The organism is Dietzia cinnamea NBRC 102147, assembly GCF_001571065.1.
Taxonomy (GTDB): Bacteria; Actinomycetota; Actinomycetes; order Mycobacteriales; family Mycobacteriaceae; genus Dietzia; species Dietzia cinnamea.
Window position 1 is genome coordinate 1 of the sequence record NZ_BCSW01000041.1, and the last position, 20340, is coordinate 20340.

The window sequence follows — 20340 nt, forward strand, 5'->3', positions numbered from 1 at the left end:
GGTTCGCGAGTTCTCGTTAAATTCCTTCACTTTGTCCGCCGCCAGACTCGCGATCTCGAGGATCACTTCGGTGCCCACGAACTTCGCCATGATCTTCGCTGGCTTGAACTTGCCGTCTTGCTTCAGCAGTAGGCCCGTGAGCAGAGGTCCGGCCCCCCGCAGCATCACCTCAAGCACTTTCCCGGGAGCCTTGAAGTTGCCCGCCCACCGAGCGTACCTCTCCAATGGCATAACCGAGGCGATCGGAAGGATCAGATCCACGCCTTTGCGCTGGGACATGACAATCTTGCCGGGCTCGAACTTGGCGGACGAGAGCAGCAGAAAGTCCTGACCGATGTCCAGGGCATCCGCCGCAACCACCATCGACCGGAGCTCATCACGGAGCTGCGCGATCTCACCGCCGGCCTTCTCTATGACAAGGTCGCGGAACCGGTAGACGTCTGCGTCGGGGAGCAGGTCCGCCTTCGACAGTGCAATTATCCAAATGCGGGGAAACTCTTTGCGAGGCTTCCCATCGTCGAGGAGTCCGCTCTTAAGCCCGACAATACTGTTCTTGAAATTTGTGAAGAGGAGCTTCAGGTAGCGTTCCTCCTCACCCTCATTGTCGATCAGCCGCTGGGCATCAACAAGGAGTAGGGCGACATCGGAGCCGAGCAAGGACCGGAACATCGCCAGCCGCCGCCTTGTTTCCTCATCTCCGTGTGGAGAGCTCTCAAACCACTCGCCCGGGTAATCGTGCCAGACCAAGTGGAGCCCCTCGATCTTGCCGGACCTGTCCTTCCTTCGCCCGGCCAGTGTCTTTAGGTGAACGGTGAAGTCGTGACTATCGCCCTTGAACCTATTCAGGGACGGAACTTTCGTTGAATCTCGCATCGCCAAATAAAGCCGATGGAGGGTCAGTCCCTTCCCCTGGTCGTCAGCGATGACGCTGAAGTGATTCTTCTCAATAAATCTTGGTTCCTGGGTGGCGCCGTAGAACGACGATAGAAGTACGGTCTTCCCGCTGCCGGATTCGCCGAACACGGCGATCTGCTGCTGCAGGTTTTTTCCGATCTTCATTTAGCCGTCCTTTTCAGTGTCTGCGCGTCTTCGCGTACAACTGTCCGAAGTACATCATGCACGCTCTTCGGTGTTCCAGTCCGGAGCTTCTGTTCACGGTCACTGCTCCCCTCTCCCGCGAGGGTGCGCCTGTCATGCTGCGGCGTCCCCCACCACGACGAGCACGTCGGTCGCCCTCGACAGACCCACGTAGATGCGTTCGCGGAGGCGGTCGATGCCCTCGTACCCGTTGCACACCAGCACGACCGCCCGCCGCTCGAGTCCCTTGAAGCCCAGGACGTGGCCGTAGAAGATGTCGTCCCCGCTCCAGAATGTCTCCCAGTAAGCGTCGTTGCCGTCCTCCTGCAGCTCCACCTGCATCGGGTGGCGTGAGCCGATCGTCAGCAGGGCGACGTCCCCGGGCTCCCAGCCCTCGTCGAGCAGCCGCATGGCCTCGTCGTCTCCCACCGCGATCGGGTCGGCCCCCTCCGGGACGTCGACGTACCGCACCGCGGGGCCGGACCCTCCCCGCAGCTCCATGCGGTGCCCGACGAGCGGGAGGAACGCGCTGGCGATCTGCCGGGTGTTGCGGAGGTTGTGGTCCAGCACGAGGGGCACGAGGTCCACGGGCGGTCGACCCGCCCGCTGGAAGACGCTCTGCCCGACGTCACCGACGATCATGAGGCGACCGTTCTCCCGGTCACGCAGAGCCCCGATCACGGGCTGCCACCAGCTGTCGGCGAAGTCCTGGGCCTCGTCCACGATCACGGCGTCGAAACGCCGGCCGTCGGGCAGCCCGTCGGCCAGCTCGGACATCAACCGCGGGAGCTCCTCCTCCCACCACCGCACCGACTCGGCGGACCGGATGCGCTCGTCGGGCCCCGCCGGGGCGCCCCATTCCACACCGAGGGCGTGGAACTCCCCGACGTAGGCGGGCCGTTCGCGCCGCTTCCATCCGTTGGTGACGCGCCTGAGGTAGCTGGCCAGGCCGTGGGAATAGCAGATCAATGCCACCCGCTGCCCGTCTCGCGACAGCCGGCGGGCCTGCTCGAGAGCGAGGTAGGTCTTGCCGCTCCCGGCGCCACCGCGGATCTCGACGCGCGGGAGGGCGTCGACCGCGCGCAGCAGCACCGACTGCTCGCGGGTGAGCGCGTCGGCGATGTCGGCGTTCTCCGCGGCACGCGCCACCACGTCGCGCTGCGGCAGGCCGCGACCGCCGAGGATCTCGGCCAGCCTGTCGACCGTGCCCGCGGCGAGGAACGGGCGGTCGGCCGGTCCGGACTCCCGCGCGACCCGGTGCGCGACCGACGCGAGTTGATCGAGTTGGTCCCGGTCCACGATCCGGTCGCGGCTGATCTGCGGCAGCGCGAAGTCGCCGGGGATCGAGGCGTTGGGGAAGACGAGCAGGTGGGTCCAGCGCTGGTGTTGTCGCGGCCAGCGTGGGTCCTCGCTGACGTAACCACGCAGGGCGTACAGCGCCTCGCGGCACTGCGTCACCGGGTCGATCGTGAACTGCTTGCCGCCACTGCCCTGCACCCAGCGTCCGTCCTCGACGGTGATCTGCCCGGACTTGATCTCGATGGCCACGATCCCGGCACCGGGCATCGCGACGAGGGCGTCGACCTCGTGCTCCTTCTCCGCCGTCGACACCCGCTGCCCCACCACGACGAGGCAGTCGTCGGCCAGCTGGTCCCGGAGCAGGTCGACGACCCTCTCCTCGGAGGGATGGCCGTAGACGGGGTGAGCGGGGATGACGCGGGGCATGTGAGAACAGTTACCTCACCCGCCCCGCCGGCGGGTGAGGTACGCGCCGGCGGTCACGTCCTCCGAGTGGCCCTGACGACGACATCGTGCACGGTCACCGCGGCGCCGCCGCGCCCGGCCATCTCGCGTGAGCACTCGAGCGCGGTGTCGATCCGCCACCGGTCCCGCCCGAGCACCGAGGTGATCCCGGCGGCGGTCGCACTGGCCTCGGCCGGCGGGTGGGCGCCGTGGTGGGGATGCCCCGCGGCGCCGTGGTGGCCGTGCGCTCCGCGCTCTCCGTGGTGGAGGTGCCCCACGATGAACAGCGTGCCGCCCGGGGCCACCCAGCCCGCGAGCCGCTCGTAGAAGTCCAGCTGCGGGATCGAGGGGTGGGCGTAATGCGTCGTGACCAGGCCGAACCGGACCTCGGGCTCCCAGGCGGACAGGTCCGCCTCGAGCCACGACACCCGGTCGGCCAGGCCGGCCGCCGCCGCACGACGCGCCGCGACCTCGAGCGCCCCGGCCGCGAGGTCGACCCCCGTGACGCGCCAGCCTCTCGAGGCCAACCACAACGCCTCGGCCCCGGCCCCGAACCCGGCCTCGAGCGCCGCCCCGGGACTCAGCCCCGCGATCTCCCGGACGAGGTGCGGATTGGGTGGGCTCGTGGCCATCGCGGACGCCCGGCCAGCGTCCCCGGCGTTCCCGGTGTCTGCCGCGCCGGACCAGACGCGGTCCCAGTAGCGACGGTCAAACTCGTGCGTCATCGACCACCTCACCCGCCTGCTCGGCGACAGCACTCTCGAGGTCGGCGGTCACCAGCGCGGCGTTGAGGAACTGCGCGACGCGGGCGCCGTGTGCGGCCGCCGCTCCGACCTGCGCCATGAGGTCCGCACAGTTGCCGGCCGCCCACACCCCCGGCACCGAGGTGGCACCGGTCTCGTCGGTGGCGATGAACGTGCCGACGGGGTGATCGTCCGCCGTCACGCCGATCGCGGTGTAGGGCTCGACCCGCACGGTCATCCGACTGCCCACCACCACCGCGTCGAGGTCGATGACCTCGTCGTCGTCGACACGGACACCGACCACGCGCTCACCGTCGGCCTCCACCCGCGAGATCCCACCCCCGACGATCGGGATCCCGAGCGCGTCGAGATGGACACGGTCCTGCTCGTCGAGCGGCCGCCCGCCGGTGAGGAAGGTGATGTCGCGGCTCCACTGGTGGAACAGCACGGCCTGGTGCGCGGACATCGGGCCGGTGGCGATGACGCCGATCCGCTGGTCGCGGACCTCCCATCCGTGGCAGTACGGGCAGTGCAGGACGCCGTGCCCCCACTGTTCGCGCACCCCGGGCACGTCCGGCAGCTCGTCGGTCACCCCGATCGCGAGGACGAGCGTGCGCGTGGGCAGCACTGTCCTGTCGGCCAGGATGACGTCGAAACCATGCCCGGCCGGGCGGGTGTCCACGACCTCGCCCGCGACGACCTCGCCGTCGTACCTCTCCACCTCCGCGCGCCCCCGCGCGAGGTACTCCGCCGGCGGCACACCGTCCAGCGCGAGGAGACCGTGGATCCCCTCGGCCGAGGCGTTGCGCGGCCGCCCCGCGTCGATGACCGTCACGCGACGCCGTGCGCGCGCCAGCGTCAGGCCGGCGGTGAGCCCGGCTGCCGCGCCACCCACGACGACCACGTCCCGCAGGTCGTCGATCCGTGTACTCATCTGTCCGTCTCCCCCGCTCCGGGCCGCGGTCGCCGCCCTCGCCCCTCGACGATGACGCCCGGACAACGATGGCGCAACATTCCTTGCCGAAGTGGCAAACTGGGTTCATGACCGACCCGACCGCCCAGACCCTCACCGGCGTGGGACCCCGCCTGCGATCACTGCGACGGCGCCGCGACATGACCCTCGCGCAGCTCTCCGACAAGACCGGCATCTCCCCCAGCACCCTGTCCCGACTCGAGTCGGGACAGCGCCGCCCCACGCTCGAACTGCTGCTGCCGCTCGCGCGGGCACACGGCGTCACGTTGGACCACCTCGTCGACGCCCCGCCGACCGGCGACCCCCGAGTGACCTTGCAGCCCTTCACCACCGACTACGGCGCCACCGTCATCCCGTTGTCACGCCGGCCGGGCGGGATCCAGGCGTACAAGTTCGTGCTACCCAGGGGGAGGGACGACGACGAGCCGCACCTCCATATCCACGACGGCCACGACTGGGTGTTCGTCCTGGACGGCCGGCTCCGATTGGTCCTCGGCGAGCACGACCTCGTCCTCACCCCCGGCGAGGCGGCCGAGTTCGACACCCGCACCCCGCACTGGTTCGGCGCCACCAGCGCCGGCCCGGTGGAGTTCCTCAGCCTGGTGGGTCGGCAGGGCGAGCGGGCGCATATCCGGGCCAGCGCCGGGAGGGACTGACCGGTCGTACCGGGGAGAGGGTTCCGGTTACCCGGCCAGGCCCTCTGACGTCGGGGCCGCAGTGGCGGGGGCGGGCGCGGGGACGGGCGCGGGGGCGTTATCCCGAGTTCCGCGCCCCCCGGGGTTTCTATGTCCGGGCCGGCGGCGCCCCCGCCGGCCCACTGTGCGCCGGACCACCGCCCCGTGCCACTATGAACGGTGTTCAGGTCGCCCTGCGGCCGCAGCGTCACCAAGGAGTGTCATGAGCATGTCGATCGACACGGCCCCGGCCCGCAGCGCGACCCGCGACCTCGCGCAGATCGCGGTGTTCGCCGCCCTCATCGTGGTCCTCGGTCTACCGGGGCAGCTCACCATCGGGTCCGCGGGCGTACCCATCACCCTGCAGACCCTCGGCGTGATGCTCGCGGGGTCGCTGCTCGGCTGGCGCAAGGGCGCCCTGTCGGTGCTCGCGGTGATGATCATCGGCCTGGCACTGCCGGTACTCGCGGGGGGCCGCACCACCCTGACCTCGCTGGCCGGCCCCACGGCGGGCTTCCTCATCGGCTGGATCCCGGCGGTGATCGTGATCGGCCTGCTCACCGCGTGGATGATGCCGCGCTACCGCGTGCTGCCGGGGCTGGCCATCAATATCGTCGGCGGCATCGGGGTGATCTACGCGGTGGGCGTCGCCGGGATGCTCATCCGCACCGAGCTCACCGTCACGGGCGCGATCGCCGCCAACACGGTCTTCCTGCCCGGCGACCTGCTCAAGGCGGTCGTCACCGCGATCGTGGCAGCGCAGGTGCACCGCGCACGTCCAGGGCTGATCGTCCCGCTGCGCGGGCATCGTTCCACGACAGCGTGACAACCCCCAACGACCCGGGCCCGCGCGGCGTCGAAATCCGCTTCGACGGAGTCGGCCACGCCTACGGCGACCGGCCCGTCCTCACGGACGTCGACCTCACCCTCACCGAGCGCCGCATCGGCATCGTCGGCGTCAACGGCGGCGGGAAGTCGACGTTGGCGCGCATGATCAACGGGCTGGTCGTCCCCACGTCCGGCACCGTGACGGTCGACGGTCTGGACACCCGCCGCAAGGGCGCGCAGGTCCGGCGCCGAGTGGGCTTCTGCTTCACCGACCCGGACACCCAGATCGTCATGCCCACCGTGGCGGAGGACGTGGACTTCTCCCTACGACGCTCCAAGATGGGCAAGGAGGAGCGACGACGACGAGTCGCCCGGGTGCTCGAGACCTTCGGCCTCGCCGGGCATGCCGGTCATCCGTGCCATCTCCTCTCCGGGGGGCAGAAGCAGTTGCTCGCGCTGGCGGCCGTGCTGGTGATCGAGCCCTCGGTCATCGTGGCCGATGAGCCCACGACCCTTCTCGACCTGCGCAATCGCCAGTTGGTGGCGGAGACGTTCGCCGCTCTCGAGCAGCAGCTGGTCGTGGTCACCCACGACCTGGACCTGGTCGCCGATTTCGATCGCGTGCTGGTGGTCGACGGCGGCCGCGTGGTGATCGACGACTCCCCCGGGCCCGCGCTGGCCGGCTACCGGCGGATCGCGTTGGGCGCGGGGCCGGTCGCGTAGATGTTCGCCACCTACCAACCGGGCGACTCGCTGCTGCACCGCCTTCCCGCCGGGCTGAAGATCCTGGCGGTGTGCGTGCTCATCGTGGCCGCGACCCTGCTGATCAGAGAGCCCTGGCACGTCCTTCCCGCCCTGGCCCTGACCGCGGTTCTGTACGCCATCGGCCGCATCCGCCCCCGGGCCGCGTGGGATCAGGTCCGGCCGGTCCTGCCGATGCTGATCGCCATCCTCGTGCTGCAGTGGATCGTCGCCGACCTCGACACCGCCCTGCGGGTGTGCGGTGCGCTGCTGGTGGCCATCGCGGTGGCGGGTCTCGTCGCGCTGACGACCCGCATCTCCGACATGCTCGACGCGGTCACGCGCGCCGTCGGCCCCCTGCGCCACGTCGGTGTCTCGCCGGACCGCATCGCGCTGGTGCTCGTGCTGACGATCCGTGCGATCCCGCTCATCGCCCGCCGACTACAGCAGGTCACCGAGGCCCGCAGGGCGCGCGGCCTGGGCATGTCGATCCGCGCGCTCGTGGTGCCCACCGTCCTCGGCGCGCTCACGACGGCCGACCAGCTCGGTGACGCCCTGGCCGCCCGCGGCGTCGACGACTGAACCGGCCAACCGTCGGCATCCGCCGCCCCGGCCCATCGACAAGAGCGTTCCGCGCACCCCCTTCTCGCACTACGTGTTCCGAACACTCTGGAGGATGAAGCGGCACCGCATGCCACCATGAGACTCGTGTCCGCGCTCGCCCGTTTCCTCCAGCTCTCCAGGCTGAACGGCGAATCATCCGCCCTCTCGCTGATGCGTGCCCAGTTGTGGCCGCTCATCGTGGCGGTGCTGGCGGAGGTCTTCGAGGGGTCGTCACGGCGTGTCCCGTCCTCGGAGTTCTACGAGTTCCTCGACAGGACCCTGACTGCCGTCCGCGACTCCGGCGCGGACGTTCCGGGAACAGCCCAGGCCTACGTACGTCAATGGGTCGACGCCGGCTGGATGCTGCGCAGACCCGGCACCGCGGCGACGGGTGAGACGCTCGAACCCACCCAGTCCGCACTCGTGGTGATGGACTTTCTCGACGGCCTGCAGACACCGCGACGCGGACTGACCGTGTCCCGCGTCGAGACGCTCACCCGGCAACTGGAGGACCTCGCACGGGACACCGACCCGTCCGTTCAGGGCCGGCTGGCCGCCCTCCACCGGGAGCGCGACCGTATCGACGCCGCCATCGCACGTGTCGAGGCGGGCGACCTCGAGCTCGCGGACCCGGAGCAGGTCGGGGAGAAGGTGTCGGAGATCCTCCGCGGGGCGGATGACATACCCGCCGATTTCGCCCGCGTCCGCGCCGAATTCGAGTCGCTCAACCAAGACCTCCGTCGTCGTCTCCTCGACCAGGACGGCGCGCGCGGTGACGTCCTCGACGCCGTCTTCGGCGGCGTCGACCTCATCGGTGACTCCGAGGCCGGCCGCAGCTTCTCGTCCTTCTACTCGGTGCTCCTCGATCCCGAACGCTCGGCGTCGGTCGACACGTGGATCGACGACATCCTGAGCCGACCGCAGGTCGCCGACCTACCCCCGTCAGCCAGGCGGGGCCTGCGGGAGCTGTTCGACGAGATGGAGACCGCCGGGGCTGAGGTCAACGGTGTCCTCACCTCTCTGTCTCGCAGCCTGCGGCACTTCGTCACCTCCGACGCCTACGTCGAGCACCGGCAGATGCTGGCACTGATCCGGTCCGCCCGCGCCGCGGCAGCCGAGGCGAGCGGCGCGCGCGCCGTGAAGCCGACCAGTCAGATGTCGGTGCCGCTCCGTCGGGTCGGAATGTCGGTCCGGTCTGTGAGCGCGCTGCGCCTGCGGAATCCGGGAGAGGAACGGGTGGCGGCGGAGGTCGCGCACCACGAGGAGGGCCACGCGGACCTCGAGGCCCTCACGGCGCTTGTCCGGGCCTCGGAGATCGACGAGGCCGAACTCCGCGCCCATGTCCGCGACGTGGTGTCCAGGCTCGGCCCGTCATCCATCGGGGCGATCCTCCGCGAACACCCGGCCACCCAGGGCGTCGCCAGTATCGTCGGGCTGTTGAATCTGGCCATCACCACGCAGGCCGAGGCACCACCGGATGACCCGTGTTCGGTCGAGACCGTCACATGGACGAGTGGATCCGGCCCGACCTTGAGCGCCCGGATCCCGACCCTGGTGTTCACGGCCGATCGAGTTCTGGAGGAGGATCTGTGACTACCCCTGCGACGGCCGATCCCGACGGACCTGACGGTGCGGGTGATGACGGCCTGTGGCCCGGTGACACCGGGACGCTGTCCTTCGCCTCCAGACGCGCGTTGGCCCGGCTGCTCACGGGCCCGCTGGTGCAGGCGCATCGCCAGCCGGAGATCTGGGCGGCTGTGGTCTCCGACGAGCCCGCCATGCGATCGCGACTGGCGGACGTGTTCCTCGATCTGGTGCTGGACCACGACGCCGGTATCGCCTTCACCAGGCAGGTCGACACGGGTGGACGGGTCGAGGTCCCGGCGGTACTGCGGACCGAGACGCTGTCGCACATGGACACCGTCCTGCTCGTGCACCTGCGGTCCGAGTTGTCCGTGGCCCAGCCCGGCGAGCGGGTGATCGTGGATCGCGAGGACGTGGCCGAGCGGGTCGACGTCTACCGTTCCGTCGTCGACTCCGACCGGAGCCGGTATGCGCGCAAGTTCGACGCCTCGTGGAACCGGCTCAAGAGCTACTCGCTGCTCTCCGACACGGAGACAGCGGGGCGCGCCGAGGTCTCCCCCGTCCTCCGCCACCTGTTCGACGCGGACGTCGTCGCGGGGATCCGCGACGAGTACCGCGCCCTGATCGAGGCGCGCGGTGGGGCCGACGGTGAGCACGACGGCGAACCGCCCGGCGGGCGGGACGACGCCCTGTTCGACGACGACGAGGTGGTCGACGATGACTGAGGCCCTACAGCTTCCCGGAGCTCCGGAACACCCTGATCAGCTGCGACTGTCGCGAATCCAGGTGTGCAACTGGGGAACGCTCGACGGGTATCACGACGTGGAGGTGCCGCGGAAGGGGTTCCTCATCACCGGCGGATCCGGGTCCGGCAAATCGACCCTCATCGATGCGGTCTCAGCGGTGCTCGTGCCCCCGGCGCACCTGCGATTCAACGCCGCCGCGCAGGAGGAGGCGGGACGGGGATCGGGGCGCACTCTCGTGTCCTACATCCGTGGTGCCTGGCGGCGGGGAGCCGACGCCGAATCCGGCGACCTGGCCTCCGTCTACCTGCGTCCCAAGGCCACGTTCTCCGCGATCGCCCTGACCTACTCGGACGGCCGCGGCACCAGCGTGACACTTCTCCTGTTGCTCTACCTGCGTTCGGGCGACAATTCCGCGGCCGGGGTCAAGCGTCTCCACGGGGTCCGCGAGCACTCGTCCGACGAGCCCACAGACCTGCCGGACCTGTTCGGCTACCTCCGCAGTGGCATCGACAAGCGGGCGCTCAAGCGGGAGATCCCGGACGTGAGGTTCCACGACAGCTACTCGGCGTTCGCCGCCGCGTTCCGGCGTCGGCTGGGCATCGCCTCCGAGTCCGCTCAGCTCCTGCTGCACCGGACCCTGTCCGCCAAGTCGCTGTCCAGTCTCGACCAGCTCTTCCGCGACTTCATGTTGGAGGAGCCGGGTACCTTCGCGGTGGCCGACCGCGCAGTGGCGCAGTTCTCGGAGCTTCGTGAGGCCCACCGGTCGGTGGTCGACGTGCGCAAGCAGATCGCCCATCTGGCCCCGCTCGCCGACCTGCGGGCCTCCCGGGACCGCGTGCTGGCGCTGGCCGACGAGCTGGACGCTGAGAGTGAGGCTTTTCCCGCGGTGCAGGCCGCCGTGACCTTCGAACTCGTCGAGGAGGAGCTGCGGACGGCCCGCGGGGCGCTGGTGGCCGCGGAGTCCACCATCGCATCCGCTCGAGATCGACTCGATGTACGACGCACGGCGGCCGACGACATCCGCGCCCGACTCCGGGGTAGCGCCGGCGCCGGGCGGGATGAGCTCGCGAGAGACCTCGACCGGGCCCTCGAACACGCCGCCTCCGTCTCCGCACGGCGTGCGCGTGCGGAGACGGAGGTCGAGCGCCTGGGCGGCGCCCTTCCGACTTCGGCCGAGGACTTCGCCGCCCTGCTCGCCACGCTCGAGCGCGAGGACGCGGAACAGGAGGCCGAGCGGGCGCGAGACCGCGAGACGCTGCGGGAGGTGGCCGGGTCCCTCAACGAGGAACAACGCTCGCTCGAGGAGGTGACCGCGCAGTTGCAGGCGCTGTTGCGACACCGCTCGAACATCGATTCCCGGCTGCTGGCCGCCCGGGACCTCGTGTGCGAGGCGGCGGGGCTGAGCGCGCGCGAACTACCGTTCGCCGGAGAACTCCTCGACGTCCCCGCCGAGCACGCCCGCTGGCGTCCCGCGATCGAGCGGGTCCTGTCCGGCTTCGCCCGCACGATGCTCGTCCCCGACCACCTCCGGGACCGGGTGGCCGCCGCCGTCGACTCGACCCACCTGGGCGTCCGCCTGGTCTACGAGGTGGTCGACCACGGCGACGACTCCGCCGCCCGCAGGACCGGCCCGCACAGCCTCGTCCGGAAGGTCCGCCCCGCCGCCGGGCCGTTCCTCCAGTGGCTCAACCGCAGACTCGCGGCCGAATTCGACGTGACCTGCGTGGAGACCGCCGCCGAACTGGCCCAGCACGACAAGGCCGTCACTCTGCACGGATTGATCAGACGCGGGGCGCGGTTCGAGAAGGACGACCGCCGACGGATCGACGACCCGGCGGCGTTCCAGCTGGGCAGTATGGACGACTCCAAGGTGGAGGCACTGACCACTCTCCGGAACGAGATCCGGGCACGTATCGACACCCACGAGCGGCAGTGGGCCGGACTGGACGACCTCGACGCGCAGCGTCGCGCCCGCCAGCGCGCGGCCGCCACCCTCCTGGGCCTGCGGTGGGAGGAGCTGGACGCCGACACCGCCGAGGACCGCGCCCGGGCAGCCCGAGATCGCCTGGACCAATGGCGGGAGCAGCATCCCGAGGTCGCGGAGATGGAGCGGGACCTGCGCGCCGCCGAGGAGGCGCAGTCGCGGGCCCAGGCGGAGTACGACTCCGCGAACCGGGCCGGAGCGGTTGCCGCTAGCGTCGTGGAGGGTCTCGAGAGGCGGCTCGCCGACCTGACCGGTCATGAGAGGCGCGACGTCGACGAGGGCGCCGCGGCCCGCATCCGCGAACGCCTGGCGGCTGCGACGCGCCGCCTGACCGCCGAGAACGTGCAGGAAGTCTGCCAGCGTGCCGAGCGGTCCATCGCCGCCGAGCAGGTGTCCACCGCGACCGAGCGCGACCGGATCCATCGGCGCATCACCGCGGTTCTCACGTCGTACCTGGAGCTGTGGCCGGCCAAGAAGGCCGATCTCAAATCCGACCCGGAATTCGTCGGTGAGGCCGTCGAATGGCTGGTCCAACTTCGCCGGGACCGCCTCGCGGAGTTCGAGGACCGATTCCTCGGGCTCATCGGGGACATGCAAACCCGGAATCTGGGCGAACTCGCCCGTCACATCCGCCGCGCCCGCTCCGAGATCGAGGCCGGGATCAGACCGGTCAACGACTCGCTGCGCCGGTCGGAGTTCCAGTCCGGCCGGTGGCTGCAGATCGAGGTGCGTGACCGACGTACCGAGACCGTCACAGACTTCCTGAGCGACCTGGAGAAGGCGGTGTCCGGAGCGCTCGACAAGCGCACCGTCGACACCGCGGAGGCCGGTTTCGCGGTGATGTCACGACTCTTGGACCGGCTGGGATCCGCGGATTCCGCCGACCGACGCTGGCGGCAGACCGTGCTGGACACCCGGCGACACGTCGGCTTCATCGGCGTCGAGATCGACGAGGACGGGACGCCGACCAACTACCACGATTCGTCCTCCGGCCTGTCGGGCGGTCAGGCGCAGAAGCTGGTGTTCTTCTGTCTCGCCGCGGCTCTGCGGTTCCAGCTCGCGGACATCGACGCCGATGTGCCGCGCTACGGAACCGTGGTCCTCGACGAGGCGTTCGACCGGGCCGACCCCGACTACACGCGCCGCGCGATGGACGTCTTCACCGATTTCGGGTTCCACATGGTTCTGGCGACCCCGCTCAAGTTGTTGCAGACCCTCGAGCCGTACATCGGTGGTCTGGTGGTGGTGGGCATCGAGGACGGGAGCCGCTCCCGCATCGAGCGGGTCACCTGGGAAGCCGCGAGCTGACATGGCCGGGCCGACGACGCCGCGCGCTCCCGATGATCTGGCCGAAGCGTGCGCCACCCGGTTCACCCGCCGGTACCGCGAGTGGATCGCCGACCCGGACTCCGCTGCCGCGTACGTCCTGCGATTCTCCACCGCATCCCCGACGGCGACGCGCGCCTCGGACGACCCGGCCGGCACGGCGGACTGGATCCGGCGGTGGCGGGAGTTCGACTCCGCCCAGGACGCCCTCGACGTACAGATCACCTGGGTGGAACGCCGATTGCCCGGGTTCGGCGCGGTCGCTCTCCCTCAGCGCGTGGAGGTCCGGGGCGACCGGGCGATCGCGCGGATCGCGGGACGAGCCGCGCACTGGGAGGCGATGCTCGCCAGGGCCACCGACCTGCTCCGGTTGGGCCCCGACGAGTCGGTCCTGCGACTCGCCGCCGCGGCCACCGCACCGACCTGGGAGAAGCTGAGCGACGCGGACATGGAGCGCCTGCTCGCCGTCTGCCGGTGGGCGCTCGCGCATCCCACGGAGGGATTGCGGGCGCGCGAGATCGCGGTCCCCGGAGTCGACACCAAGTGGATCGAATCCCGGCTCCGCGTGGTCGAGCAACTGGTCGACGCCGCACGAAGCGGTCGCGACAGCGCGATCCCCGACGGTGCGGTCACTGTCGCCGGTCTCGGGCTGAAACGCTCCGACCTCCGCGTGAGGATGCGGCTCCTCGACCCCGCGATCGACTTCCCACTGCGCGATGTGGAGAGCCCGGTCGATCAGCTCGCCGCGCTGTGGCCCGGTTCGGAAGGGCCGCGCACCCTCGTCGTCGTCGAGAATCTCACCACGTTCCTCGCGCTCCCCGACCTGCCCGGCGCGGTCGGCCTGTTCGGCCGGGGCTTCGCGGTCGATGCCGTCGCCGCACTGCCCTGGGCGATGACCGCCCGCATCGTCTATTGGGGCGACCTCGACTCCCACGGTTTCGCGATCCTCGACAGACTCCGACACCACGCGCCGCACGCGGTCAGCGTCCTCATGGACGTCGAGACGCTCGACGCCTGGGGCGAGTTCACGGTCCCCGAGCCCACGCCCGCCCGCACCGCGCCCACGCGACTCACCGCGGGCGAGGTCGCCGCACTCGAGGCGCTGACCGGCCGAGGCGACCTCCGGCTGGAGCAGGAACGTATCCCGTGGGACTGGGCGCTGCCTCGCCTTCGATCGGCGCTCGACTGAACCCGCGTCGGCCCGGCCCCGGAAGCACGCGTCTCGTTGGCGACCCGCCCCGCCCGTGATCAGCGCCGCTCCCGACCGCCCGCCGCTGGGTATCGTGGCCTCATGTCCCGAGAGACCCGGAAACCCGGCCGCGGCCGCTCCACCCCGGCCGACACGGACGACACCGCCGCCTCGTCCGCGCTCGTGCCCTCGACGCGCGAGTCGAAGGAGGTGGCACTGCGGTCGGCGCCGGTGTCCAGCCTCGTGGGTACGGCGTTCGGCGCGGTGGCGGCGGTGGCACGACTGGCCCGCCCCAAGGCACTGCATCCCAAGGGCGTCATCGCGAAGGCCACGCTGAGTGTGACGGGGGTCGGACGCACGGGCTCCCCGCTGCTGGACATCACGGGCCGTTGGCCGGCGACCGTCCGCTTCTCGCGGGCGGTGGGACTGCCGGACGCGGTCCCCGACATCGGCGGCATGGCCGTCCGGATCCACGCCGAACGACCCGTGGACATCCTGCTGGCCAGTACGGGGACGGGCCCGCTGAGCCGCTACGTCCTCACCGCGGGCTGGCGCACGACCGGCCGCACGATGACCTCCGTGTTCCCCGTGCTCGTCGCGGGACGACCGCTCCTACTGGCCGCGATCCCCGGCGGCGACGGTGGCACGTGGACGCTGCAGCACGCCACGCCCCTCGGCAGGTGGCGGACGCTAGGCCGACTCACGGTGGACACGTGGGAGGACGACGACGAGGACCTGCACTTCGACCCCATCGGTAACCGCCTCCCCGGGTCGCGCTATCCGCGCGTCCTCAGGGCGCTGCGGGATCCGTCGTACCCGCCCCCCGACCGGGCGTGACCGGGCCGGCGGGCCGACGCGCTCAGCACTCCGCGGCGCCGCGCCTCCAGTAGCCCATGAACGCCACGGCCTCCTTGGGCACCCCGGCGGCGTCCACGGCGAGTCGGCGCATGGCCCGGACCAGGCTCGCCTCCCCGGCGAGGAACACGTACGGGTCGCCGGCCGACACGGCGGTGGCCGGCTGCCACTCGCGCTCGGCGGGACGTCGACCGCCCAGGACGGTCTGCACGCACTCGTCGCCCAGGTCCAGCACGCCGGCCAGGTGCCGCGCCACCGCGGCGCCGGGCTCGCCGGCGCGGGGTAGCACGGTGACGAAGTCGGGGGCGCCGTCGGCGAGCGCCACGGCATCGCCGGTGGTGGGCACCTCGATCACGATCTGCACGTGACGCTCGGGGGCGGGCCCTGCCGCCGCCCGCTCCTCGGCGAGCTCGTCGGCGATCGCGAGCAGGGCCGGCGCGGCGGTCTCGTCACCCGCGCACACGACGCGCGCGGCCCGCCCGGGAGCCCAGGCCGCCCAGGGCGCGTGTCCGCGTCCGGGTCCGGCGATGTGGACGATCTCGCCCGGCCGGACGGTCCGCGCCCAGGCCGAGCCGGGCCCCTCGTCGTCGCCGGGGTGGACCACCATGTCCACCGTGAGCGCGGGCACGGCCTCGCCGTCGAGGTCGACGGTGTCGGCGCGGCGCACGGTGTAGGTGCGCATCCAGCCCCGCTCGCCCTCGGGCAGCGCGAGCCAGTCCCGGATGCCGTCGGCGTCCGGGATGACGCCGCCCCCGCCGGGCGGCGGCACGATGAGCTTGATGTAGCAGTCGCGCACCGTGCCGGGGTCGACGACCTCGGCCGACCACCGGTGCAGGTCGGGACCCGCCACCACGAGGCGGACGAACGAGTCCCCGAGATCGCGGGCCTCGATGACCCGGGTCTGCGAGACGACGATCGGTGTCTCTACGGCGATGGCGGTCATGTGGTCCCCTTCCGTCGTCCCCGCGGCAGCACCACGGGGTGGCCGGTGGCCGGGTCGGTGATGATGTCGGCGTCCAGGTCGAACACGCGACGCAGTGTCTCCTTGGTGATCACCCGGTCCGGCGGGCCCGCGGCGACGACGCCGCCCTCGGCCACGGCGACCAGGTGATCGGCCACTCGCGCGGCCAGGCTGAGCTCGTGCAGCACCGCCACGACCGTGCGCCGGCCGGTGCCCTCTCCCCCGCTTCCGGCGTGGCCGGCGGGTAACGGCAGGTCGCGGACCAGGTCCAGGATGTCGAGTTGGTGCGCGAGGTCGAGGAACGAGCACGGCTCGTCCAGCAGCAGCGTGGGCGTGGCCTGCGCCAGCACGAGCGCGACCCACACGCGTTGCCGTTGACCGCCGGACAGTTCGTCGACCCGCCGGTGGGCGAAACCGGCGGTGTCGGTCAGGGTCAGCGCCTCGGCGACCGCCGTGTCGTCGTCGTCGCCCCCACCCCACCAGCGGCGGTGCGGGTGCCGGCCCCGGGCGACCAGCTCGGCGACGGTGAGTCCCTCGGGCACGAGGGGCGACTGCGGCAGGAACGCGACCGAGCGCGCGTGCTCGCGCGCCTTCACCGACGCGACGTCGCGCCCGCCGGTCTCGATCGTCCCCGACAGCGGCCGCAGCTGACGGCCCAGGGCACGCAGGATGGTGGACTTGCCGCAGCCGTTGGCGCCGATGAACACGGTCGTCCGGCCCGCGGGGATGTCGAGGTCGAGGTCGCGGATCACCGACTCGGCGCCGTAGCCCAGCGTGAGGCCACGCAGCCGGAAGGCCGGATCGGGCTCGGGCTCCGGGTCCATCGGCAGGGCGCGTAGTACGGGCGCGACGGGCGAGGGAATGCTCATCAGGCCACCTTTCTCGAACGCAGGAGGATCCACAGCATGGCGGGCGCACCCAGGGCGCCGGTCACCACGCCGGTGGGGAGATCGACGGTGCTCAGGGCCTCGGAGGCCACGATGTCGGCGGCCACCACGATCACCGCGCCCGTGAGCGCGGCCGCCCAGATGCTCGGTCGGCCGCGGCCGAGAGCGGCGGCGACGGGCGTGGAGAGCAGGGCGACGAACGAGAGCGGGCCGGCCACCGCGGTGGCCGCGGCGGCCAGCAGGGTGCCCACACCGAGGGCCGCGGCGCGCGTGGGCACGGGGCGGGATCCGAGACCGACGGCGAGCTCGGGCCCCAGCTCGGCGGGCCGCAGCGCGGAATGCAGCCACACGCCTAGCGGCAGCAATACGACCAGGGCGACCGCGAGCCACGCGATGCGCTGGCCCGACGCCCCGGACAGCGATCCCACGGTCCACACCGCGGCCTCCTGCGCGCCGGTCAGCGGGAGGCGGGCGATGAGCTGGGTGACGACGGCGACACTCAGGGCCGCGACCGCGACGCCGCCGATGAGGAAGCGCTGCCCGACGATGCCGGTGTGCCGACCGGCGGAGGCCCCCAGGACGATCGCGAGCGCGACCGCGGACCCCAGCAGGGCGGCGGGCACGACGCCGACCCCGCGCAGACCCCACAGCGCCATCCCGGCCACCGCCCCGGCGGAGGCACCCTGGGAGATGCCGAGGATGTCGGGACTGGCCAGCGGGTTGCCCAGGACGCGCCGGAACAGCGCCCCGGACGCCCCGAACGCCAGGCCGGCGAGCGCGCCGAGGACCGCGCGAGGAAGCTTGTCCTCCATGACGACGAACGTCGCGCCCGGGATCGTCGCGCCGCCGAGGATGGCGACGAAGTCCGGGATGGTCACCGTGTAGCGGCCCAGCAGGACGCGGACCGCCATCACCGCCACGAGGAGTACGGCGAGTCCGACGACGACTCCGAGCGCGTGGCGCCGGCGGTGGGTCGAGAGCCTACGGACCACCCGTTCGGTCTCGGCGAGCTCGGCGGGACGGTCGAGGACGGTGGCGCTCACGAGGCGCTCACCCCCCGGTTGGCGCGCAGGAGGGCGATGAGGAAGGGCACGCCGATCGCCACGGTCATCACGCCCACGGCGATCTCCCCGGGCGGGGCGATGACGCGGCCGATCGTGTCGGCGAACAGCAGCACGGCCGGCCCCACGAGTACGGACAGGCCCAGGACCACGCGGTTGCCCACCCCGACCAGCCGGCGCAGGAGGTGCGGCACGAGCAGACCGAGGAACGCGATGGGGCCGGCGAGCGCGGTGGCGACCCCGGACAGGATGACGACCCCGCCCAGGACGACGGCGCGACCGGCGACCGGGCCGACGCCGAGCCCGCGGGCCAGGTCGTCCCCCAGCGCGAGCGCGTCGAGGGTGGCGGCACCCGCGAGGACGAGGACGAGCCCGAGGAGCAGGAAGGGGACGGCCGCGCCGATCTCCGGGGCGCCCGAGCGGGCCACGGAGCCCAGGCCCCAGAAGCGGAAGCGGTCGAGGACGCCGGGCAGCGCGATGACCAGTGAGGACGTGACCGCGGTGCAGCCGGCGGTGACGGCGGCACCGGCGAGAACGAGTCCGGTCCCGGAGTCGGCGCCGAGTCGGCCCGCGCCCACGACGACCATCCCGGCCACCAGCGCGCCGATGACCGAGAACAGGGCGACGACGGACGGGCCGGCGGCCGGGGCGAAGGCCAGGCCCAGCACCACGCCGAGCGCGGCGCCGGCGGTGAGGCCGAGCAGCCCGGGATCGCCGAGGGGATTGCGGGTGGCGCCCTGCAGTCCCGCGCCCGCCACGGCCAGGGCGGCGCCCACGAGGACCGCGGTGATGGTCCGGGGCACGCGGGCGGTCACGACGACCTCGTCCATGCCCGCACCCGAACCGGGCGCGACGGCGGCGGCGAGGTCGCCGGAGAGCAGCTGGCCGGGCAGCGCGCCCAGCACCGACCACACGACGGCGGGGTCGACCGAACGGGCGCCGACGAACAGTGACGCCACGATCCCCACGACGAACAGCACCAGGGACACCACCGCGCCGATCACGACACGGCGGTGTCCGGGCGCGGCCGGCACGACCGGCCCGCCCGCGGCGGGGGCGGGCGCGGTCGTGAGCGTCGCGGGGCTGGTCACCGGCGTCAGCCCTGCTCTTGCTGGGCGGCGGCGAGGATGTCGGGGACGACGTTCTCCAGCGCCCACGGCAGGCTCAGCGGGGACGACGCGGAGATCGACAGCACCTGCTGCTCGTCGGTCTGGACGACCATCCGGCCGGCCTCGACCGCGGGGATGCGGCCGAGCAGCGGGTCGGACTCGATGGCCTGCCGGACCTCGGGCGAGGTCGCGTAGGTGATGAGGATGTCGGAGGCGAGTTCGTCGGCGCGCTCGGGCGACCACGTGACGGCGAACTGATCGGGCGAGCCGCTGGAGGCCTCCGCGACGACCGGGGCCTGCTCCATCCCGAGCTGGGTGAGGAAGCGCGGGCGGTTGTCGACGTCGGTGAACGCGTAGATCTTCTCCGCGGCCTCGGGGTCGACGGTCGCCCAGACGAAGGTCGTGCCCTCGATGGCCGGATTGTCCTCGGCGACCTGCTGGATCTGGCCCTCCACCTCGGTGATGAGCTCCTCGGCGGCCTCGCTGCGGCCGAGCGCCTCACCGATCAGCCGGGTCGAGTCCTGCCAGGCGGTGCCGAACGGCACGTCGCCCTCGGGCATCGCGATGGTCGGCGCGATCTTGGACAGGGTCTCGTACTCCTCGGCGGTCATGCCGGAGTACGCGCCCAGGATGAGGTCGGGCTCGAGCGCCGCGATCGCCTCGGTGTTGATGCCGTCGGTCTCCGAGTACAGCTCGGGCATCTCGCCACCCACCGCCTCGAGCTCGGCGTCGAACCAGTCGGTGGAGCCGTTGGCGTTGGCCCCGAACGAGTTGCGGGGCATGCCGACCGGGACGACGCCGAGCGCCAGGGAGACGTCCGCGTTGACCCAGGAGATCGTGGCGACGCGCTGCGGGGCCTCCGGGATCTCCGTCTCGCCGTAGGCGTGGGTGATGGTGCGCGGGAACTCGCCCTGCCGCTCGACGCCGGTCGTGTCGGCCGACTCGCCGCCCCCGTCAACGGAACCCGTCGAACAGCCCGCGAGCAGGGCCAGCATCGCCGCGATCGCGGTGAGTACGAACAGCACCGCCCGGGTTCGGGGGCGGGCCGCGTCGGACACCGCCGCCTCGAGTCGGGAACGCCGGGCAGGTGCGGTCATGGGATCTCCGTCCACTGAAACTATCGCTTCTCGCTAGTTAGGCTTGGCTAACCTAGCCAGGCGTCACAGTAGAGTTGTGGCGCGCTCCAACGCAAGGGGCGCGGGAAAGATTTCCAACATTCGGTGTGCGAGATAGTGATTCATCTCACCCCATGGTTG

18 protein-coding genes are annotated in these 20340 nt (G+C 71.6%); 9 read left to right on the plus strand and 9 right to left on the minus strand.

The window, feature by feature from the left end; all coding sequences use genetic code 11:
- From DCI01S_RS12630 to DCI01S_RS12645, 4 genes are all read right to left on the minus strand, one after another.
- Positions 1-1059, minus strand: a 1059-nt coding sequence (locus tag DCI01S_RS12630; RefSeq protein WP_061229556.1) for a TRAFAC clade GTPase domain-containing protein, incomplete at its 3' end; no start/stop codon positions are given.
- A 132-nt stretch (positions 1060-1191) separates the two neighbouring features.
- Complete coding sequence (locus tag DCI01S_RS12635) at positions 1192-2802, minus strand: NERD domain-containing protein (protein WP_061229557.1); 1611 nt, start codon at positions 2800-2802, stop codon at positions 1192-1194.
- Positions 2803-2855: 53 nt separating this feature from the next.
- Entirely contained in the window at positions 2856-3545 is a 690-nt protein-coding gene (locus DCI01S_RS12640) for a class I SAM-dependent methyltransferase (RefSeq protein WP_061229558.1), read from the minus strand.
- Positions 3529-4497, minus strand: a complete 969-nt coding sequence (locus tag DCI01S_RS12645; protein WP_061229559.1) for an NAD(P)/FAD-dependent oxidoreductase — start codon at positions 4495-4497, stop codon at positions 3529-3531. The genes DCI01S_RS12640 and DCI01S_RS12645 overlap by 17 nt, the downstream gene beginning before the upstream one ends.
- A gap of 107 nt (positions 4498-4604) precedes the next feature.
- Between DCI01S_RS12645 and DCI01S_RS12650 the strand changes: the two genes are divergently transcribed.
- The 9 genes from DCI01S_RS12650 (at position 4605) to DCI01S_RS12690 (ending at position 15048) form a co-directional block, all read left to right on the plus strand.
- Positions 4605-5192, plus strand: coding sequence for a helix-turn-helix domain-containing protein (locus tag DCI01S_RS12650; RefSeq protein ID WP_061229560.1), 588 nt, complete (start codon positions 4605-4607; stop codon positions 5190-5192).
- A 241-nt stretch (positions 5193-5433) separates the two neighbouring features.
- Positions 5434-6036 (plus strand): biotin transporter BioY, encoded by a 603-nt coding sequence (locus tag DCI01S_RS12655; protein ID WP_061229561.1) that lies wholly within the window; start codon positions 5434-5436, stop codon positions 6034-6036.
- Positions 6033-6761 (plus strand): energy-coupling factor ABC transporter ATP-binding protein, encoded by a 729-nt coding sequence (locus tag DCI01S_RS12660; protein ID WP_061229562.1) that lies wholly within the window; start codon positions 6033-6035, stop codon positions 6759-6761. Before DCI01S_RS12655 ends, DCI01S_RS12660 begins: the two co-directional genes overlap by 4 nt.
- Positions 6762-7361 (plus strand): energy-coupling factor transporter transmembrane component T family protein, encoded by a 600-nt coding sequence (locus DCI01S_RS12665; protein WP_061229563.1) that lies wholly within the window; start codon positions 6762-6764, stop codon positions 7359-7361.
- Between the two features lie 117 nt (positions 7362-7478).
- Positions 7479-8975, plus strand: coding sequence for a DUF3375 domain-containing protein (locus DCI01S_RS12670; RefSeq protein ID WP_082767797.1), 1497 nt, complete (start codon positions 7479-7481; stop codon positions 8973-8975).
- Positions 8972-9691: a DUF4194 domain-containing protein gene (locus tag DCI01S_RS12675; protein WP_061229565.1), complete on the plus strand. Its 720-nt coding sequence runs from the start codon at positions 8972-8974 to the stop codon at positions 9689-9691. Before DCI01S_RS12670 ends, DCI01S_RS12675 begins: the two co-directional genes overlap by 4 nt.
- Positions 9684-13004 carry an ATP-binding protein gene (locus DCI01S_RS12680; protein WP_082767798.1) on the plus strand — a complete coding sequence of 1107 codons (3321 nt, stop codon included), beginning with the start codon at positions 9684-9686 and terminating at the stop codon, positions 13002-13004. The genes DCI01S_RS12675 and DCI01S_RS12680 overlap by 8 nt, the downstream gene beginning before the upstream one ends.
- A gap of 1 nt (position 13005) precedes the next feature.
- Complete coding sequence (locus DCI01S_RS12685) at positions 13006-14211, plus strand: Wadjet anti-phage system protein JetD domain-containing protein (protein WP_061229567.1); 1206 nt, start codon at positions 13006-13008, stop codon at positions 14209-14211.
- A 102-nt stretch (positions 14212-14313) separates the two neighbouring features.
- A complete protein-coding gene (locus tag DCI01S_RS12690; RefSeq protein WP_061229568.1) occupies positions 14314-15048 on the plus strand; it encodes a hypothetical protein in 735 nt (244 codons plus the stop codon).
- 22 nt (positions 15049-15070) lie between these two features.
- Here DCI01S_RS12690 and DCI01S_RS12695 read toward each other — a convergent pair whose 3' ends face one another.
- Genes DCI01S_RS12695 through DCI01S_RS12715 form a run of 5 tightly spaced genes read right to left on the minus strand, consistent with a single transcriptional unit; the run spans position 15071 to position 20181 of the window.
- Positions 15071-16009, minus strand: a complete 939-nt coding sequence (locus tag DCI01S_RS12695; RefSeq protein ID WP_061229569.1) for a siderophore-interacting protein — start codon at positions 16007-16009, stop codon at positions 15071-15073.
- Entirely contained in the window at positions 16006-16851 is an 846-nt protein-coding gene (locus DCI01S_RS12700) for an ABC transporter ATP-binding protein (protein WP_082767801.1), read from the minus strand. Before DCI01S_RS12700 ends, DCI01S_RS12695 begins: the two co-directional genes overlap by 4 nt.
- A 44-nt stretch (positions 16852-16895) precedes the next feature.
- On the minus strand, positions 16896-17957 hold the full coding sequence (locus DCI01S_RS12705; protein WP_061229571.1) for a FecCD family ABC transporter permease: 1062 nt from the start codon (positions 17955-17957) through the stop codon (positions 16896-16898).
- Positions 17954-19066, minus strand: coding sequence for a FecCD family ABC transporter permease (locus tag DCI01S_RS12710; protein WP_082767800.1), 1113 nt, complete (start codon positions 19064-19066; stop codon positions 17954-17956). Before DCI01S_RS12710 ends, DCI01S_RS12705 begins: the two co-directional genes overlap by 4 nt.
- 5 nt (positions 19067-19071) lie before the next feature.
- The gene (locus DCI01S_RS12715; protein ID WP_007632488.1) at positions 19072-20181 is read right to left on the minus strand and encodes an iron-siderophore ABC transporter substrate-binding protein; all 1110 of its coding nucleotides are present in this window, start codon (positions 20179-20181) and stop codon (positions 19072-19074) included.
- Positions 20182-20340 lie beyond the last annotated feature (159 nt).

Coding starts and splice junctions, on each gene's coding strand:
- DCI01S_RS12700 (WP_082767801.1), bottom strand. CDS start 16,851: ATGGACCCGGAGCCCGAGCCCGATCCGGCCTTCCGGCTGCGTGGCCTC.
- DCI01S_RS12690 (WP_061229568.1), top strand. CDS start 14,314: ATGTCCCGAGAGACCCGGAAACCCGGCCGCGGCCGCTCCACCCCGGCC.
- DCI01S_RS12640 (WP_061229558.1), bottom strand. CDS start 3,545: ATGACGCACGAGTTTGACCGTCGCTACTGGGACCGCGTCTGGTCCGGC.
- DCI01S_RS12655 (WP_061229561.1), top strand. CDS start 5,434: ATGAGCATGTCGATCGACACGGCCCCGGCCCGCAGCGCGACCCGCGAC.
- DCI01S_RS12695 (WP_061229569.1), bottom strand. CDS start 16,009: ATGACCGCCATCGCCGTAGAGACACCGATCGTCGTCTCGCAGACCCGG.
- DCI01S_RS12685 (WP_061229567.1), top strand. CDS start 13,006: ATGGCCGGGCCGACGACGCCGCGCGCTCCCGATGATCTGGCCGAAGCG.
- DCI01S_RS12650 (WP_061229560.1), top strand. CDS start 4,605: ATGACCGACCCGACCGCCCAGACCCTCACCGGCGTGGGACCCCGCCTG.
- DCI01S_RS12670 (WP_082767797.1), top strand. CDS start 7,479: ATGAGACTCGTGTCCGCGCTCGCCCGTTTCCTCCAGCTCTCCAGGCTG.
- DCI01S_RS12645 (WP_061229559.1), bottom strand. CDS start 4,497: ATGAGTACACGGATCGACGACCTGCGGGACGTGGTCGTCGTGGGTGGC.
- DCI01S_RS12635 (WP_061229557.1), bottom strand. CDS start 2,802: ATGCCCCGCGTCATCCCCGCTCACCCCGTCTACGGCCATCCCTCCGAG.
- DCI01S_RS12665 (WP_061229563.1), top strand. CDS start 6,762: ATGTTCGCCACCTACCAACCGGGCGACTCGCTGCTGCACCGCCTTCCC.
- DCI01S_RS12715 (WP_007632488.1), bottom strand. CDS start 20,181: ATGACCGCACCTGCCCGGCGTTCCCGACTCGAGGCGGCGGTGTCCGAC.
- DCI01S_RS12680 (WP_082767798.1), top strand. CDS start 9,684: ATGACTGAGGCCCTACAGCTTCCCGGAGCTCCGGAACACCCTGATCAG.